The 17136-nt window shown below is 65.3% G+C and carries 17 protein-coding genes; all 17 read right to left on the bottom strand.

Annotated elements, in window-relative coordinates; genetic code table 11:
• Entirely contained in the window at nucleotides 1-1596 is a 1596-nt protein-coding gene (gene nuoN, locus ACTXG5_RS26120) for an NADH-quinone oxidoreductase subunit NuoN (RefSeq protein WP_445161539.1), read from the bottom strand.
• Nucleotides 1593-3185, bottom strand: coding sequence for an NADH-quinone oxidoreductase subunit M (locus tag ACTXG5_RS26115; RefSeq protein WP_445161538.1), 1593 nt, complete (start codon nucleotides 3183-3185; stop codon nucleotides 1593-1595). Before ACTXG5_RS26115 ends, nuoN begins: the two co-directional genes overlap by 4 nt.
• On the bottom strand, nucleotides 3182-5071 hold the full coding sequence (gene nuoL, locus ACTXG5_RS26110; protein WP_445164599.1) for an NADH-quinone oxidoreductase subunit L: 1890 nt from the start codon (nucleotides 5069-5071) through the stop codon (nucleotides 3182-3184). Before nuoL ends, ACTXG5_RS26115 begins: the two co-directional genes overlap by 4 nt.
• Before the next feature lie 21 nt (nucleotides 5072-5092).
• Nucleotides 5093-5392: an NADH-quinone oxidoreductase subunit NuoK gene (nuoK, locus tag ACTXG5_RS26105; protein ID WP_445161537.1), complete on the bottom strand. Its 300-nt coding sequence runs from the start codon at nucleotides 5390-5392 to the stop codon at nucleotides 5093-5095.
• The gene (locus tag ACTXG5_RS26100) at nucleotides 5389-6177 is read right to left on the bottom strand and encodes an NADH-quinone oxidoreductase subunit J (protein WP_445161536.1); all 789 of its coding nucleotides are present in this window, start codon (nucleotides 6175-6177) and stop codon (nucleotides 5389-5391) included. Before ACTXG5_RS26100 ends, nuoK begins: the two co-directional genes overlap by 4 nt.
• Nucleotides 6174-6740 carry an NADH-quinone oxidoreductase subunit NuoI gene (gene nuoI, locus ACTXG5_RS26095; RefSeq protein WP_445161535.1) on the bottom strand — a complete coding sequence of 189 codons (567 nt, stop codon included), beginning with the start codon at nucleotides 6738-6740 and terminating at the stop codon, nucleotides 6174-6176. Before nuoI ends, ACTXG5_RS26100 begins: the two co-directional genes overlap by 4 nt.
• On the bottom strand, nucleotides 6712-7971 hold the full coding sequence (gene nuoH / locus ACTXG5_RS26090; protein WP_445161534.1) for an NADH-quinone oxidoreductase subunit NuoH: 1260 nt from the start codon (nucleotides 7969-7971) through the stop codon (nucleotides 6712-6714). Before nuoH ends, nuoI begins: the two co-directional genes overlap by 29 nt.
• Entirely contained in the window at nucleotides 7968-10385 is a 2418-nt protein-coding gene (locus ACTXG5_RS26085) for an NADH-quinone oxidoreductase subunit G (RefSeq protein ID WP_445161533.1), read from the bottom strand. Before ACTXG5_RS26085 ends, nuoH begins: the two co-directional genes overlap by 4 nt.
• 7 nt (nucleotides 10386-10392) lie before the next feature.
• On the bottom strand, nucleotides 10393-11736 hold the full coding sequence (nuoF, locus tag ACTXG5_RS26080) for an NADH-quinone oxidoreductase subunit NuoF (protein ID WP_445161532.1): 1344 nt from the start codon (nucleotides 11734-11736) through the stop codon (nucleotides 10393-10395).
• Entirely contained in the window at nucleotides 11736-12515 is a 780-nt protein-coding gene (nuoE, locus tag ACTXG5_RS26075; protein WP_445161531.1) for an NADH-quinone oxidoreductase subunit NuoE, read from the bottom strand. The genes nuoF and nuoE overlap by 1 nt, the downstream gene beginning before the upstream one ends.
• Entirely contained in the window at nucleotides 12512-13837 is a 1326-nt protein-coding gene (gene nuoD / locus ACTXG5_RS26070; RefSeq protein ID WP_445161530.1) for an NADH dehydrogenase (quinone) subunit D, read from the bottom strand. Before nuoD ends, nuoE begins: the two co-directional genes overlap by 4 nt.
• Nucleotides 13837-14565, bottom strand: a complete 729-nt coding sequence (locus ACTXG5_RS26065) for an NADH-quinone oxidoreductase subunit C (RefSeq protein WP_445161529.1) — start codon at nucleotides 14563-14565, stop codon at nucleotides 13837-13839. Before ACTXG5_RS26065 ends, nuoD begins: the two co-directional genes overlap by 1 nt.
• Nucleotides 14562-15116 (bottom strand): NuoB/complex I 20 kDa subunit family protein, encoded by a 555-nt coding sequence (locus ACTXG5_RS26060; RefSeq protein ID WP_445161528.1) that lies wholly within the window; start codon nucleotides 15114-15116, stop codon nucleotides 14562-14564. Before ACTXG5_RS26060 ends, ACTXG5_RS26065 begins: the two co-directional genes overlap by 4 nt.
• Nucleotides 15117-15125: 9 nt before the next feature.
• Complete coding sequence (locus tag ACTXG5_RS26055; RefSeq protein WP_313864544.1) at nucleotides 15126-15503, bottom strand: NADH-quinone oxidoreductase subunit A; 378 nt, start codon at nucleotides 15501-15503, stop codon at nucleotides 15126-15128.
• A 248-nt stretch (nucleotides 15504-15751) separates the two neighbouring features.
• Nucleotides 15752-16153 (bottom strand): Rv3143 family two-component system response regulator, encoded by a 402-nt coding sequence (locus ACTXG5_RS26050; RefSeq protein WP_445161527.1) that lies wholly within the window; start codon nucleotides 16151-16153, stop codon nucleotides 15752-15754.
• A gap of 30 nt (nucleotides 16154-16183) precedes the next feature.
• Entirely contained in the window at nucleotides 16184-16720 is a 537-nt protein-coding gene (locus ACTXG5_RS26045; protein ID WP_445161526.1) for a YceI family protein, read from the bottom strand.
• Between the two features lie 8 nt (nucleotides 16721-16728).
• Nucleotides 16729-17130, bottom strand: coding sequence for a nuclear transport factor 2 family protein (locus tag ACTXG5_RS26040; protein ID WP_445161525.1), 402 nt, complete (start codon nucleotides 17128-17130; stop codon nucleotides 16729-16731).
• Nucleotides 17131-17136 lie beyond the last annotated feature (6 nt).

The following is a 17136-nucleotide window of genomic DNA, read 5'->3' as shown; positions in this document are numbered from 1 at the left end:
TTACTGCAGCAGCTGCGCCGCGTGATCGGCGAGCTCGAGCAGCGGTTGCGGGAAGATCCCGAGAATCACGGTGATCGCGGCGCATACCGCGATCGCGATCTTGCTCAGGATGCCCGGCGCCACGACCCGTGGCGTGTCGTCGGTCGGTTCGGTGAAGAACATCAACACGATGACCCGGACGTAGAAATAGGCGGCCACCCCGCTGGCGATCACACCGATGATCACCAACGGCACCGCCCCGCCCTGGGCCGCGGCCTTGAACACCGTCAGCTTGCTGATGAATCCACTGGTGAGCGGGATCCCGGCGAAGGCCAGCAAGAACATCGAAAACATCACGCCCACAATGGGCGAGCGCTGCCCGAGCCCGGCCCAGTGCGACAGGGTGGCGTCCTCGACGCCGTCGTCGTTGCGAATCAGACCGAGGATGGCGAACGCACCGACCGTGCTGAAGCTGTAGGCGACCAGATAGAACAGGGTGGCCGAAAGGCCGGCTTGATTGTCGGCGATGACACCGATGAGGATGAACCCGACGTGTGCGACCGATGAATAGGCCAGCATCCGTTTGACATCCGTCTGGGTCACCGCGGTGACGGAGGCCACGGCCAGGGTCAGGATCGCAATCGCCCACAGCACCGGCCGCCACTCATTGTGCAGCGGCGGCAGCGCGACGTAGACCACTCGGATCAATGCGCCGAATGCCGCGACCTTGGTGGCCGCCGCCATGAACCCGGTGATCGGCGTGGGAGAACCCTGGTACACATCGGGAATCCACGAGTGGAACGGGACTGCGCCCACCTTGAACAACAGGCCGACCGACAACAGCGCGACACCGACCAACGCCAGCGAGCTATCACCATGGGCCGCAAGCGCATCGCGGATACCGGGCAGCAGAAGGGTGCCGGTCGCGCCGTAGATCAACGCCACACCGTAGAGGAAGAACGCCGACGAGAAGGCGCCCAGCAGAAAGTACTTCATCGCGGCTTCCTGCGACAGCAGCCGGCGGTGACGCGCCAGCCCGCACATCAGGTACAGCGGCAGCGAGAGCACCTCCAGCGCCACGAACATCGTCAGCAGGTCATTGGACGCCGGGAACACCATCATGCCGCCGACGGAAAGCATCAGCAGCGGGAAGAGCTCCGTCTGGGCGGCTCCGGCCCGTTCCGCCTCGCGCTCGACGTCACTGCCGGGGACCGCGGAAGCCTGTGGGGTAAAGGAATCCAATCCGGAAGAGTGCCCGGAAACCCCCGCCGCGACCGCTACCTTGTTCGGGGTCTGGGCGATGGCGCTGCGTTCGGCGATAAAGATGACGGCCATCACGGCCACCAGCACCACGGTGCCTTGCAGATACAGTGTCGGCCGGTCGATGGCCACCGCACCCAGCACCGCGCTGCGACCGGAGGCCGGAAGGGAGCGGCTGACCACGATGTCGGCGGCGAACGCCCCGATCAAACCACCGAGGGCCAGCGTTACCTGCGCGACGTAGCGAAAGTTTCTGGGCAGGAACGCTTCAGCCAGCACGCCGACCACCGCGATGCCGAAGACGATAAGCATCGGGCACAGCAGGAAGTACTCGATGCTGGGGGTGGGAAGGGTCATCGGTGCGGTCCTTCGGCTGTCCGGGGTGCTTCGGCCGGTCTCAAGGAACCCATTGGCACGCTCGGCGCGGGATCATGCTGGCCGATGGTGATCATGGTGTGGTCCACAGCGGGATTGATGATGTCGAGCAGTGGCTTGGGATAGACACCGAGAACGAGCAGCAGCGCGATCAACGGTGCGACGACGATGAGCTCGCGTAGCCGCAGATCGGTGATTCGATCGTTGCCTTCGGCCACCGGGCCAGTCATCACCCGCTGGTAAAGCCACAGCATGTAAATCGCCGCCAGAACCAATGCGGTCGCCCCGACCGAGGCGGCCAGCCAGTACCGGTTGAAAGTTCCCAGCAGGACCAGGAATTCGCTGATGAACGGAGCCAGACCCGGCAGTGACAGGGTCGCCATGCAGGAGACCAGGAACGTGCCGGCCAGGATGGGGGCCACCTTTTGGACACCGCCAAAGTCCGCGATCAACCGGCTGCCGCGCCGTGTTACCAGGAAGCCCGCGATCAGGAAGACCGCCGCCGTGGACAGACCGTGGTTGAGCATGTAGAGCGTCGAGCCGCTCTGTCCCTGGGTGGTCATCACGAAGATGCCCGCGATGATGAACCCAAAGTGCGAGATCGAGGTGTAGGCGATCAGGCGCATGATGTCGGTCTGCCCGATCGCGACGACCGCGCCGTAGATCACCCCGATGATGGCTAACGTCACGATCATCGGCCGGAAATAGGTTGACGCATCAGGAAACAGCTGCAGGCAGTAGCGCAGCATGCCGAAGGTGCCGACCTTGTCCATCACGGCCGTGATCAGCACCGCGGTCGCCGGGGTGGCCTCGACGCAGGCATCAGGTAGCCAACGGTGGAATGGCCACAGCGGGGCCTTGACGGCGAACGCGAACATGAAGCCCAAGAACAGCGCCTTGAACACCGCAGGGTCCACACCGGCGAAGCGGCCCGAAGAGATGCCGGTCACGATTTCCCGGAAGTCGAAGGTGCCCGAGCCGTGCTGCGCGGTCACCACATAGAGCCCGATGACCGCGGCCAGCATGATGAGGCCGCCGAACAGGTTGTACAGCAAGAACTTCACCGCGGCGCGCGACCGCCCGGCTCCCTTACCGAAGCCTCCGATCAGGAAGTACATCGGGATGAGCATGGCCTCGAAGAACACATAGAACAGCAGCACGTCGAGTGCGATCACCGAGATCAGCACCATCGACTCGATGGCCAGCGTCAACGCGACGTAGGCGTGCACGCCGCGGCTGCGTTCGCCGCCGTCGTTCCAGCCCGCCACCAGCAGCAGCGGAACCAGCACCGCGGTCAGCAGCACCAGGACGATCGCGATGCCGTCCACGCCGAGGCTGTAACCGGCGCCGAAAGCCGGTATCCAGGGATGCTTTTCGAGAAATTGGTAAGGAGCGCCGCCGGTCTTGAAGCCCAGCGCAACGACGATGGCCACTACGAGCGTCAGCACACTGACGATCACGCCGGCCCACTTGGCGACCTGACGCAGCGAGGGAGGCATCAGGATGATGAGCACCGAACCCGCCAGCGGCACCAGCCACAGCACGCTCAGCCAGGGGAAGTTGGAGCTCACCACAGCTGCACCGCCAGGATCGCCGCGATGAAGAGCGTGGCACCCGCCAGCATCGACAGTGCGTAGGAGCGAGCGAAGCCGGTTTGAAGTCCCCGCAAGCGATTCGAGGTCCGGCCCACCAGTGCGGCCAGGGCGTTGACCGATCCGTCCACACCCGCGTTGTCGACTTCGACCAGCGCTTCGGTCAGCTGCGCGCCAGGGCGCATGAACACCTCCTCGTTGAAGGCATCGCCGTAGAGGTCTCTGCGTGCGGCGGTCGTCAGTGCCGAAACTTCGGCGGGGGCCACGTTCGGGATTTCCGCTTTACCGCCGTACATCCGATACGCCACCGCGATGCCGACCGCGACGACGGCCAAGGCCAGGCCGGAGACCGCCAAGGGCGGCAGCAAGGGATGGCTTTCCTCGTGCGCGCCGACGACAGGCTCGAGCCAGTTCTTGAGGGTGCCGCCGATGGCGAACAGACCGCCGGAGAACACCGAGCCGAACGCGAGCACGATCAGCGGTCCCGTCATCAGCGCCGGCGCCTCGTGCGGATGAGTGCCTTCCGCCCAACGCTTTTCGCCGAAGAAGGTCATCAGCATCACCCGCGTCATGTAGAACGCGGTGACGCCGGCACCCACCAGCGCGGCGCCTCCCGTCACGTAACCCTGGACGCCGCCGCCGCCGAGGGCGGCCTCGATGATGGCGTCCTTGGAGAAGTAGCCCGCGAACGGAAACACGCCGATGATCGCCAGGTAGCCCAGCCCGAACGTGACGAACGTGATCGGCAGCGCTTTGCGCAGGCCGCCGTAGCGGCGCATGTCCTGTTCTTCGTGCATCGCGTGAATGATCGAGCCGGAACCCAGGAACAGTCCGGCCTTGAAGAATCCGTGGGTGAGCAGGTGCATGATCGCGAAGGCGTAGCCGGCCGGGCCGAGTCCCGCGGCCAGCACCATGTAGCCGATCTGGCTCATCGTCGACGCAGCGAGCGCGCGCTTGATGTCGTCCTTGGCGCAGCCGATGTACGCGCCGAACAGAAGCGTGACGGTCCCGACGATGATCACGGCCAACCGCGCGTTGGGTGCCAGGTTGAAGATCGCGTTGGACCGCACGATCAGATATACGCCGGCGGTCACCATGGTGGCGGCGTGGATAAGGGCGGACACCGGGGTGGGGCCCTCCATCGCGTCACCCAACCAGGCCTGCAGCGGAACCTGGGCGGATTTGGCGCAGGCGCCCAGCAGTAGCAGCAGCCCCATCGCCGTCAGAGCGCCGTGCGAGGCGGATGGCGCACCAGCGAAAACGCCCGCGTACGAGAGGGTTCCGAAAGTGCTGAACATCAAGAACATGCCCACCGCCAGGCCGGCGTCACCGACCCGGTTCATCACGAACGCCTTCTTGGCCGCCGTGGCCGCGGACGGCTTGTGGTACCAGAACCCGATCAACAGGTAGGACGCCAGGCCGACGCCTTCCCATCCCACGTAGAGCAGGAGGAAGTTGTCGGCGATGACCAGCAGCAGCATCGAGGCCAGGAACAGGTTGAGGTAGCCGAAGAACCGGCGCCGGTCCGTGTCCTCGGCCATGTAGGCGATCGAATAGATGTGGATCAGCGACCCGACCCCGGAGATGAGTAGCACGAAGCTGATCGACAGCTGGTCGATCTGCAGCCCGAAGTCGACCTGGAACTGGTTGACCGGAATCCAGGTGAACAACTTCTGGTGGAGGGCACGGTCGTCGCCGGGCCGCGCGAGCAGATCGGCGAGCAGCGTCGCCCCGACCCCGAACGCCCCGAGGGCCGCGAGGGTGCCCAGCCAGTGGCCCCACGCGTCGGTACGTCTGCCGCCGAACAGCAAGATTGCGGCACCCGCCAGCGGCAGTGCCACGAGCAGCCAGGTGAAGTGTGCGATGTCTGTCACGGCGGCGTTCTTCTACCCTCTGAGTAGGTTCGCGTCGTCGACCGACGCCGATTTGCGGGCACGGAAAATCGTCATGATGATGGCCAGGCCGATGACGACCTCGCACGCGGCCACCACCATCGTGAAGAACGCGATCATCTGCCCGTCCAGGTGGCCGTGCAGGCGCGCGAAGGTGACGAACGCCAGGTTGACGGCGTTGAGCATCAGCTCGATGCACATGAACATCACGATGGCGTTGCGGCGCAACAGCACGCCTGCCGCCCCGATGGTGAACAGCAGTGCCGAAAGGTAAAGGTAGTTAGCCGGATTCATGACGCACCGCCTTTGATGGCTTGCGGGGTGGGAGTCGCTTTGCCGTCCGCACCGCGGGTTCGCAGGATGCTCGACACCGACATGTCCGAGTACGAGCCGTCCGGCAGCAACGCGGCGATGTCCACCGCGTTGTGGCGTGCGTAGACGCCGGGGCTGGGCATCGGGGTCGGGTGGCCGCCGGATCGGAACCGCTCCTGCGAGAGTTCACGCTGCGTCTTGCGGCGTTCGAAGCGCTCGCGGTGCGCCAGTAACATCGCCCCGACTGCCGCGGTGATCAGCAGTGCGCTGGTCAGCTCGAAAGCCCAGAGATAGCGCGAAAAGATCAGCGCCGCCAGGCCTTCGACGTTGCCGTTGGCGTTCGCGGTGGTCAGTCCGACGAAACCGCCGGTCGTCACCTTGCCGATGGCCGCGATCAGAAGAATGCCGAACCCGAAACCGGTGATCACCGCGGCGACGCGTTGACCGCGCAGGGTTTCCTTCAGTGATTCCGCGGAGTCCACGCCGATCAGCATCAGCACGAACAGAAACAGCATCATCACCGCGCCGGTGTAGACGACGACTTGAACCACACCCAGAAACAGCGCGTCCTGGATCATGTAGAAGATCGCCAGGATGATCATGGTCATCGCCAAGAACATCGCCGAGTACACCGCGTTGACGGCCATCACCACCCCGAGTGCGCCGATCACCGCCAGCACGCCCAGCCCCCAGAACGCCACCGTTTCGCCGGTGGAGGTGCGAACGATGGCATCGGTCGCCAGTGTGGTGGCAAGCACGGTGGTCACCGCGCGTCTCCGGCCTTCAAGTTCTCGCGCAGGCCATCCGCGGTGACATTGCCCTGGTAGTAATCCTTGTCGGTGGCGCCCTCGGCCCTGGGGTGCGGCGGCGCGAGCATGTCTTGCAACAGCGGCGCCAGCAGCCGGTCCTTTTCATAGATCAGGTCGGCGCGGTTGTCGTCGGCCATCTCGTAGTCGTTGGTCATCGTCAGCGCCCGGGTCGGACAGGCCTCGATACACAGACCGCAGCCGATGCACCGCAGATAGTTGATCTGATAGACCCGGCCATACCGTTCTCCCGGCGAAAACCTTGCCTCGTCGGTGTTGTCGGCGCCCTCGACGTAGATCGCGTCTGCCGGGCAGGCCCAGGCGCACAGCTCGCACCCGATGCACTTCTCCAGGCCGTCGGAGTACCGGTTGAGTTGATGACGGCCGTGATAGCGCGGGGCGACCGGGCCCGGCTTTTCCGGATACCCTTCGGTGACGCGCTTTTTGAACATCGCTGAGAACGTCACGCCGAATCCGGCCACGGCGTCGAGGAATTTAGCCACGTGCTTTCTCCTTGCTCGCACTGACTGACGACGTCAGAACCTTGCCTGGTAGCGGTGGCGTCGGGAATGCCGGTGCCGGGGGAATTGCGTCGCGATTCTTGCGGAGCTGTCGCTCCAGCGCGCGAATGCCGGGCGTGCTGAACGGCTTTCGCAGCAACAGCACCAGGGCGGTGGCGAACGCGATGCTGCTGACCACCAGGATCGGGGTCCAATGCGCGTAACCCTCGTTGCGCAGCGTGCGGATGACCGCCGCGATCAGCACCCAGACCAGCGACGCAGGGATCAGCAGCTTCCAGCCCAACGCCATGAACTGGTCATAGCGCAGCCGGGGCAGGCTGGCGCGCAACCACATATAGATGAACAGGAAGGTCCACATCTTGGCGGTGAACCACAGCACCGGCCACCAGCCGGTGTTGGCTCCCGGCCACATGTCGATCGGCCAGGGAGCATGCCAGCCGCCGAAGAACATCACGGTGGCGAGCGACGAGACCGTCATCATGTTGACGTATTCGGCCAACATGAACAACGCGAACTTCAGCGACGAGTACTCGGTGTGGAACCCGGCGACGAGTTCACCCTCGGCTTCTGGCAAGTCGAATGGGGCGCGGTTGGTTTCGCCCACCATCGAGATGAGATAGATGATGAACGACGGCAGCAACAGGAACACGTACCAGACCCGGTCCTGGGCCCCCACGATCTCTGAGGTCGACATGGTGCCGGCGAACAGGAAGACAGCCGCGAACGACAGCCCCATCGACACCTCGTAGGAGATGACCTGCGCGGTGGACCGCACCCCGCCCAGCAGTGGGTAGGTGGAGCCGGATGCCCAGCCGCCCAACACGATGCCGTAGACCCCGATCGCCGACAGTCCCAGGATGAACAGCACCGCGACGGGCAGATCGGTCAACTGCAGCGGCGTGCGGTGACCGAACACCGACACCTCGGGGCCGAACGGGATGAACGCGAACGCGGTGAACGCGGGGATCGTGGAGATGGCCGGCGCCGCCATGTAGACGAACCAGTCGACGCCGCGCGGGGTGATGCTTTCTTTGAGCGCCAGCTTGATGCCGTCGGCCAGACTCTGCAGGGTGCCCCACGGCCCTGCCCGGTTGGGGCCGGGCCGCAACTGCATCCAGCCCAGGATCTTTCGTTCGAGCAGGATTGCGACCAGTACGTTCAGCATCAGGAACACGAAGATGGCCAGCGCCTTGCCCAGTACCAGCCACCAGGTGTCGTGTCCGAAGGCGGTCATGAGCCCACTCCGATTCGCACGATGTTGCCGACGGTGACGCCCAGGTCCCGCTGCACCGCCGAGCCCGGCGAGTTCAGCGGCAGCCACACCACCCGGTCGGGCATGTCAGTGATGTTCAGCGGCAGGCTGATTGAGCCGCGCGGTGTGCTGACCGTGACCGTGTCGCCTTCCGCGGCGCCGATCCCGGCCGCGGTAGTGGGTGACAACCGTGCCACGGGTTTGCGTGCGGTCCCCGCCAGATACGGTTCGCCGTCTTGCGCGCGGCCGTTGTCGAGCATCATGCGCCAGCCGGTGAGCACGGCTTCGCCTTCGCCGGGCTGCGGCGGCTCGGTCGTTTGCACCGGTGCGCCGCTGGGCCGCTTGCCATCCCAGTTGCCCAGCGCCGACATTTCCGCGCGGGCCCCCTCGACGGTAGACATGCCCAGATACACGCCCATTTCGTCGGCCAGCGCGTCGAGTATCTGATGATCCGACTGGCTGGCTTGCTGGGTACTGCCGCGCAGGGCGGGCTCGAAGCTGCGGAATCGGCCTTCCCAGTTGATGAATGCGCCCGCCTTCTGCGTGGTGGGCGCGACGGGGAACACCACGTCGGCGCGTTCGGTGACCTCGCTGTGCCGCAGCTCGAGGCTGACGACGAAACCGGCCGCGTCCAGCGCGGCGAGCACCGCATCCGGATCCGCGAAGTCGCCGGGCTCGATACCGCCGACGATCAGCGCGCCCAGACTTCCGTCCGTCGCCGCGGCCAGAATGCCGTCGACGTCACGCCCTGCGGCAGAGGGCAATTCGTCGACATTCCACGCCGCGGCAACCTGCGCGCGCGCGGTGTCGTCGGACACGAGACGACCGCCGGGCAGCAGTCCGGGCAGCGCCCCGGCCTCCAGCGCGCCACGCTCCCCGGCGCGCCGCGGCACCCAGGCCAGCCGGGCTCCGGTGGCATCGGCGAGCCGGGCCGCCGCGGACAATCCACCCGGCACCGTGGCCAGGCGTTCTCCGACCATGATGACCGCGCCGGCGGTGGACAGCAGGTCACCCACCTCGCCGGTGGCCAGACCGTCCAGCGTCGACGGTTCTGCGCCGGGCACGGTTTGGAGCAGCCGGCCCGACATCTTGTTCAGCGCACGGGTGGCGAACGGAGCGACCGCGTAGATCGGCATGCCGTGCTTGCGAGCAGCCTTGCGCAGCCGCAGGAAAACCACCGGCGCCTCGTCCTCGGGCTCGAACCCGACCAACACGACCACCGGCGCCGATTCCAGATCGGAATAGCTGACCGTGAGCGGGCGGCCCGCGATGCGCGCCGCCAGAAACTCTGCCTCTTCGGCCGAGTACGGACGGGCGCGGAAGTCGATGTCGTTGGTGTCCAACGTGATTCGTGCGAACTTGGCGTAGGCGTAGGCATCTTCCCAGGTCACCCGGCCCCCGACGAGCACACCGGTGCGTCCGCGGGCCGCCTCGAATCCCTGGGTGGCCGCCACGATCGCGTGCGCCCACGACGCCGGTTGCAGCGTGCCGTCAGCGTCCCGGACCAGGGGAGTGGTGAGCACGTCGGGCAGGGTGTCGTATCGGAAAGCCCACCGGCCCTTGTCGCAGTTCCACTCCTCGTTGACCTCGGGGTCGTCGCCGGCCAGCCGGCGCAGCACCTTGCCGCGGCGGTGATCGGTGCGCTCGGCGCAGCCGCCGGCACAGTGCTCGCACACGCTGGGGCTGGAAACCAGATCGAAAGGCCGGGCCCGGAACCGGTAGGCGGTGCCCGTCAAAGCGCCCACCGGGCAGATCTGCACGGTGTTGCCCGAGAAATACGAGTCAAACGGCTCGTTGGCGTAGATGCCGACCTGTTGCAGTGCGCCCCGCTCCTGCATGTCGATGAACGGGTCGCCGGCGATCTGCTCGGAGAACCGAGTGCAGCGAGCGCACAGGATGCACCGTTCGCGGTCCAGCAGCACCTGCGAGGAGATGTTGATCGGCTTGGCGAAGGTGCGCTTGACGTCTTCGAACCGAGATTCGGCGCGGCCGTTGGACATTGCCTGGTTTTGCAGCGGGCATTCGCCGCCCTTGTCGCACATCGGGCAGTCCAGCGGATGGTTGATCAGCAACAGCTCCATCACGCCGTGCTGGGCCTTGTCGGCGGCCTCCGAGGTGAGCTGCGTGCGAACCACCATGTCCTCGGTGCACACGATGGTGCACGACGCCATCGGTTTGCGTTGGCCCTCGACCTCGACCATGCACTGCCGGCAGGCGCCGACCGGGTCGAGCAGCGGGTGGTCGCAGAACCGGGGAATCTGGATACCCATCAGCTCGGCCGCACGAATCACCAGGGTTCCCTTGGGAACCGAGATCTCGACGCCGTCAATGGTCAACGTCACCATGTCCGGCGGAGTCACCTCGTCGCCGGTTTGGGTCTTGGCCGCACTAGTCATGAGGGCGTCAGGCCTTTCCGTTTGCCGTAAGCATGGAGTCTCGTGGGTCGAACGGGCAGCCGCCTCCTTCGACGTGGGCGATGTACTCGTCGCGGAAGTGCTTGATCGACGAGATCACCGGGCTGGCGGCGCCATCGCCCAACGCGCAGAACGACTTTCCCAGGATCGCGTCGGAGATGTCCAGCAGCTTGTCGAGATCATCGACGGTGCCCCTGCCGGTTTCCAGTCGTTCGTAGATCTGGTCCAGCCAGAACGTGCCCTCGCGGCACGGCGTGCACTTCCCACACGATTCGTGTTTGTAGAACTCGGTCCAGCGCCGCACCGCGCGCACCACGCACGTGGTCTCGTCGAAGATCTCCAGCGCCTTGGTGCCCAGCATCGAGCCGACAGCACCCACCCCCTCGTAATCCAGTGGCACGTCGAGGTGTTCCTCGGTGAGCAGCGGTGTCGACGACCCGCCGGGCGTCCAGAACTTGAGGCGGTGTCCGGCGCGGACCCCGCCGGCGTAGTTGAGCAACTCGCGCAGTGTGATGCCCAGCGGAGCCTCGTACTGGCCGGGGCGGGTGACGTGCCCGGACAGCGAATACAGCGTGAAGCCAGGCGATTTTTCGCTGCCCATCGACCGGAACCATTCGACGCCGTTGAGAATGATCGACGGCACGCTGGCGATGGTCTCGACGTTGTTGATCACTGTGGGGCAGCCGTAGAGCCCGGCCACCGCGGGGAACGGCGGGCGCAACCGGGGCTGGCCGCGCCGGCCCTCGAGGGAGTCCAGCAGCGCGGTCTCCTCGCCGCAGATGTAGGCGCCGGCGCCGGCGTGTACCACCAGCTCCAGGTCGTAGCCGGAGCCGGCGATGTCGCGACCCAGGTAACCGGCCGCGTAGGCCTCGGCCACCGCGTTCTGCAGGCGGCGCAACACCGGCAGCACTTCACCGCGCACGTAGATGAACGCATGGCTGGCCCGGATCGCGTACGAGGCAATGATGACGCCCTCGACGAGCAGGTGCGGTGTCGCCAGCATCAGCGGAATGTCTTTACACGTACCGGGTTCGGACTCGTCGGCATTGACCACCAGATAGTGCGGTTTGGCTGCCGCGCCGGTGTCACCCTGCGGAATGAACGACCACTTGGTGCCGGTCGAGAAGCCGGCGCCACCGCGGCCGCGCAGGCCGGAGTCCTTCACGGTGCCGATCACCGCGTCGGGCTCCATCGCCAATGCTTTCTGCATGGCCTGGTAGCCATCGTGGCGGCGATAGGTTTCCAAGGTCCACGACTCGGGGTCGTCCCAGTACCGGCTGATCACCGGGGTCAACGGCGTCGCTTGCTCGCCGGGCGCGGTAGGGGCGGCCATTACTCTCCTTCCCCAGCCGACGTGGCGTGGGGATCCGGCGCCTGCATGCCGTGCTCCTTGGCCACCTGCAGTCCGGCCAGCGTGGCCGGGCCGGCGCCGCCCTGGCCTTGATCGGGGCGCTCATCGGGGAGGCCCGCCAGGATGCGTGACGTCTCGCGGAATACGCACAACGGAGCACCGCGGGTGGGTGCTGCTGGCTTGCCGGCCCGCAGCGAGTCGACGAGATCGCGTGCCGAGTCCGGTGTCTGGTTGTCGAAGAACTCCCAGTTGACCATCACCACCGGGGCGAAGTCGCACGCGGCGTTGCATTCGATGTGCTGCAAGGTGACCGATCCATCGGAGGTGGTCTGGTCGTTGCCGACGCCGAGATGCTCTTTGAGCGCGTCGAATATCGCGTCGCCACCCATGACCGCGCACAGCGTGTTGGTGCACACGCCGACCAGGTAATCGCCGGTGGGTCCGCGCCGGTACATGGTGTAGAAGCTGCCCACCGCCGAGACCTCGGCGCCGGTCAGCCCGAGCTGCTCGCCGCAGAACTCCAGGCCGGCCGGGGTCAGGTAGGAGTCCTCGGATTGGACCAGGTGCAGCAACGGCAACAGCGCGGAACGCTTGTTGGGGTAACGGCCGATGATCTCCTTGGCGTCGACTTCCAGCCGGGCCCGGACCTCGGGTGAATACGACTGCGGCGCACCTTCAACCACGAATTGGTTGGGTTCTTCGGGCGGCGGGCCGAGCCGGATGAACACCCGCTCGCCAGAGCCACCCACGGGCGCCGTCATCGGTCGACTCCGCCCATGACCGGGTCGATGCTGGCGACCGCGGTGATCAAGTCGGCGACCATCCCGCCCTCGCCCATCGCGGCGACCGCCTGCAGATTGGTGAATGACGGATCCCGATAGTGCACGCGGTAAGGACGGGTTCCGCCGTCGCTGACCATGTGCACGCCGAGTTCTCCACGTGGTGATTCGACCGCGCTGTAGACCTGGCCGGCCGGGACCCGGATGCCCTCGGTGACCAGCTTGAAGTGGTGGATCAATGCTTCCATCGAGCCGCCCATGATCTTGGCGATGTGCTCGGGTGAGTTGCCCATGCCGTCGGGCCCTACCGTCAAGTCGGCGGGCCAGGCGATCTTGCGGTCTTCGACCATGGTCGGCCCTGGCCTCAGCTTGTCCAGGCACTGCTCGACGATCTTGAGTGACTCCCACATCTCTTTGACGCGAATGATGTAGCGCCCGTAGGAATCACACGTGTCGGCGGTGATCACGTCGAACTCGTAGTTCTGGTACCCGCAGTAAGGCTCACTTTTGCGCAGGTCGTGCGGTAAGCCGGTGGAACGCAGGATCGGGCCGGTGATGCCCAGCGCCATGCATCCTTCCAAGTCGAGGTAGCCGACGTCCTGAGTGCGCGCTTTCCAGATGGCGTTTTCGTTGAGCAGATCGCCCATTTCGCGCAGCACTTGCTTGAGCCCCTTGAGGGCCTCGACGATATCGGCTTCCGCGTTGGGTGGAAGGTCTTGTGCCACACCGCCGGGGCGGACGTAGGCGCTGTTCATCCGCAAACCGCTGATCTTTTCGAACAGGGTGAGGACGATCTCGCGCCCTCGGAAGCCAACGAACATCGGGGTCATGGCGCCCAGTTCCATACCGCCGGTGGCCAGCGCGACCAGATGCGAGGAAACCCGGTTGAGCTCCATCATCATCACCCGGATGACGTTGACCCGCTCCGGGATCTCGTCGGTGATGCCAAGCAGCTTCTCGACCCCGAGGCAGTAGGCGGTCTCGTTGAAAAACGGTGCCAGGTAATCCATTCGGGTCACGAAGGTGACACCCTGCGTCCAGTACCGGTATTCGAGGTTTTTCTCGATTCCGGTGTGCAGGTAGCCGATTCCGCAGCGGACCTCGGTGACGGTTTCGCCTTCGATCTCGATGATCAGCCGCAACACCCCGTGCGTGGAGGGGTGCTGGGGCCCCATGTTGACCACGATGCGTTCACCGGGATCCGCGGCGCGCGCGGCCTCGACGACCTGCCCCCAGTCCTGTCCGCCGGCGACCACGACGGTTTCGGCGCCGCCATCGTGCGTCGAGTCAGTGATTGTGCCCATTAGTTGTACGCTCTCCGCTCGTCGGGCGGGGGTATCTGTGCACCCTTGTACTCGACGGGAATACCGCCGAGCGGGTAGTCCTTGCGTTGCGGATGGCCGTGCCAGTCGTCAGGCATCTCGATGCGGGTCAGCGACGGATGCCCGTCGAAGATGATGCCGAAGAAGTCATACGTCTCGCGCTCGTGCCAGTCGTTGGTCGGGTAGATCCCAAACAGCGACGGGATGTGCGGATCACCGTCGGGCGCAGACACTTCCAGCCGGATACGGCGATTGTGGGTGATCGACAGCAGCGGGTAGGCGGCGTGTAACTCGCGGCCCGTCTCGTGCGGGTAATGCACGCCGTTGACACCCAGGCACATCTCGAAGCGCAGTGCGGGTTCGTCGCGAAGACGTTGGGCGACCTGTGGCAATGCCTCGCGGCGGACGTGCAGGGTCAGTTCGTTGCGGTCGACGACGACTTTCTCTATGGCGTTTTCGAATTCGATGTCGCCGGCCTTCAGCGCGTCGGCCAGCCGGTCGACCACGTCGTCGAAATAACCGCCGTACGGCCGGGGGCTGCTGCCCGGGAGCGTGACCTCCCGTACCAGGCGTCCGTATCCGGACGTGTCACCCGACCCCGAAATCCCGAACATGCCGCGGCGCACGTTGATCACGTCGTCGTCGGGCGCTGGCACTGTGCCGCCCACCTCGCTGGCGGCTACCTTCGGGTCGTGGTCCGGTGAGCTCATCGCAGTAGTCCACGCATCTCGATGGTGGGCCGGGCCCCCAGCGCCGCCTGCTCGGCTGCAGTGATGGCTTGCTCGCGGTTGACGCCCAGCGGCATTTCCTGAATCTTCTCGTGCAGCTTGAGGATTGCGTGCAAGAGCATCTCCGGACGGGGCGGGCAGCCGGGGAGGTAGATGTCCACCGGAACCACGTGGTCAACGCCCTGAACGATGGCATAGTTGTTGAACATTCCGCCGGACGAGGCGCAGACGCCCATGGCCAGTACCCATTTGGGTTCTGCCATTTGGTCGTAGATCTGGCGCAGCACCGGGGCCATCTTCTGGCTGACCCGCCCGGCCACGATCATCAGATCGGCCTGCCGGGGTGTGGCCGAGAACCGCTCCATGCCGAACCGTGCGATGTCGAACCGTGGTCCGGCCGTTGCCATCATCTCGATCGCGCAGCAGGCCAGTCCGAACGTTGCCGGCCACAGTGAGTTCTTGCGGACAAAGCCGGCGATTTTCTCGACAGTCCCCAGCAGGATGCCGGCGGGTAGCTGCTCTTCCAGGCCCACGTTCTTACCTCAATCCCATGTCAGGCCGCCGCGGCGCCACACGTAGGCGTAGGCCACGAAGACCGTGAGCATGAACACCACCATCTCGACCAGAGCGAACGATCCCAATGCGTCGTAACTGACTGCCCAGGGATACAAGAACACGATTTCGATGTCGAAGACGATAAAGAGCATTGCGGTTAGGTAATACTTCACCGGAAAACGCTGTCCGGGCGTGGCATGCGTGCCACTCACCGACGTTTCGGTCGGCTCGATTCCACATTCGTAGGCCGCCATCTTTGACTTGTTGTAACGCGATGGGCCGGCCAGGCTTGCGATCACTACCGAGCCCACAGCAAAGGCGGTGGCGATTGCGCCTAGCACCAGGATGGGTATGTAGACGTTCAACTCGCTCCAAGATCCGTCGTATGGGCCGCCTACAAGCGACCAGGCGGCAACCGGGCTGCTGTGACTGGCAGGGTCTGTAGCCCGCCACAGTGATCTTCAACATAGCGTCGTTGTGGCTGGGGCGCGTGCTCGGGGTGATGCTAACTGCCCGGCTGCGGTCTCCGCCGCGTTTAGACGACAAGTGGCGTCGACGGCCGGCCCATCGACTGGGCAATTGCGCGGGTTGGACTACTCGTGCCGGCGGCGGGCTATACGGCGGGTGCGCGCAGCAATCCGAGCACCGTGCGACCCAGCTCCATGGGGTCGATGGGGTGCGGCACCGCGGCTTCGGCGCGTGACCAGTTCGCCAGCCACGCGTCGTCGGGACGTCCGGTGAGCACCAGGATCGGTGGGCACGTCTCGAGTTCGTCTTTGAGCTGTTTGGCGATTCCCATACCGCCGGTCGGCGTCGCTTCCCCGTCGAGGATGGCCAGGTCGATGCCACCCTCGTCCATGGTGCGAATCACCATCGCGCCGGTCGCCACCTCGACGTAGTTCAACTCGGGCAGATCCGGGTGCAGGCGTTTGCCCAATGCCCGCTTCACTTTTTCGCGGGTGTTGGGGTTGTCGCTGTAGACGAGTATCCGCAGGGCGATGGTGGCGTCGGGCACGCTGCAGATGCTACTGCTGCCCGACCGGCTTTATTGGCCAGACCGCACGAAAACGGCCTGGGCCGCTGCCCTGGCCGTCGGCGCGATCATGCCGAACTTGTTCCAGCCGATGTCGAACTGGGATCGATCAATCGTGGTCTCGCCAGAGATCTGGATCGAACCGTCGCCGGCTTCGGTGACGGTGATGGGCAGTGTCAGTGGCGCGGTGACACCTTTGATGGTGAAGCCGGCCCGCAGTTCTGCGGCTTTGCCTTCGGTGGGGTGCACCGCGGTGATGACGACGCTGATCTCGGGAAAGCGTTCGACATCGAAGAAGTCGGCGGAGCGCAGGTGCTCGTCGCGACGGCCGATGCCGGTGTTCAACGACGCGGCACGGATGTCGAGGCGGCCGAAGACGGCGCCCTTGCCGGTGAGCTGTCCGTCGCCGGCGAATTCGGTGAAGCGGCCCTTGACGTTCACCAGGCCCCACATGTTCCTGATCTTGAAGGTGACGGCCGACCGGTCCGGAACGATGTTCCACACCCCGGCCAGGTCGGGATCATTCAGCAGTGTTTCCAGCGTCGTCATCGTCTGTCTCACCTCATCAGTGGTGCTATCTCGGCGGGGTCGAAGTACTCGTCGATCCGGTCGATCAATCCGTTTGTGCCCACCCGGATCACGATGCAAACACGCATGGAGATCGATTGGCCGGCATGGCCGGTGGCGTGCAGGACGTGCTGCTGGACGAAGCCGCTGATCGATCCGTCGTCGAAGAGTTGGCGATCGAGGATCTCATAGCGGCGCGTTGCGGTCACCGTGATGAACCAGTCGATGACTCGCAGTGCGCGGGCCTTGTCGTTATCCCGGCTGGCGCCCACCCGCCAGACCGCGATGTCGTCGCTCCACAGCCGATCAACCGCGGGCTTGTCGCCTTTGACAATCGCCGTGAACAGCCGGTCGGCCGTGTCGACGACCACCTCAGCAGTGGCAACGGGCATGGCAGG

Source organism: Mycobacterium sp. Dal123C01 (assembly GCF_052566995.1).
Note: the sequence above shows the minus strand (reverse complement) of the source record. Positions and strands in the feature narration are given on the sequence as shown.

Excerpts from the sequence above, each read along its gene's own strand:
- ACTXG5_RS26045 (WP_445161526.1), bottom strand. The coding sequence starts at position 16,720 with ATGACGACGCTGGAAACACTGCTGAATGATCCCGACCTGGCCGGGGTG.
- nuoE (WP_445161531.1), bottom strand. The coding sequence starts at position 12,515 with ATGACGGCGCCCGTGGGTGGCTCTGGCGAGCGGGTGTTCATCCGGCTC.
- nuoN (WP_445161539.1), bottom strand. The coding sequence starts at position 1,596 with ATGACCCTTCCCACCCCCAGCATCGAGTACTTCCTGCTGTGCCCGATG.
- nuoK (WP_445161537.1), bottom strand. The coding sequence starts at position 5,392 with ATGAATCCGGCTAACTACCTTTACCTTTCGGCACTGCTGTTCACCATC.
- nuoD (WP_445161530.1), bottom strand. The coding sequence starts at position 13,837 with ATGGGCACAATCACTGACTCGACGCACGATGGCGGCGCCGAAACCGTC.
- ACTXG5_RS26040 (WP_445161525.1), bottom strand. The coding sequence starts at position 17,130 with ATGCCCGTTGCCACTGCTGAGGTGGTCGTCGACACGGCCGACCGGCTG.
- nuoF (WP_445161532.1), bottom strand. The coding sequence starts at position 11,736 with ATGGCCGCCCCTACCGCGCCCGGCGAGCAAGCGACGCCGTTGACCCCG.
- ACTXG5_RS26065 (WP_445161529.1), bottom strand. The coding sequence starts at position 14,565 with ATGAGCTCACCGGACCACGACCCGAAGGTAGCCGCCAGCGAGGTGGGC.
- nuoH (WP_445161534.1), bottom strand. The coding sequence starts at position 7,971 with ATGACCGCCTTCGGACACGACACCTGGTGGCTGGTACTGGGCAAGGCG.
- ACTXG5_RS26085 (WP_445161533.1), bottom strand. The coding sequence starts at position 10,385 with ATGACTAGTGCGGCCAAGACCCAAACCGGCGACGAGGTGACTCCGCCG.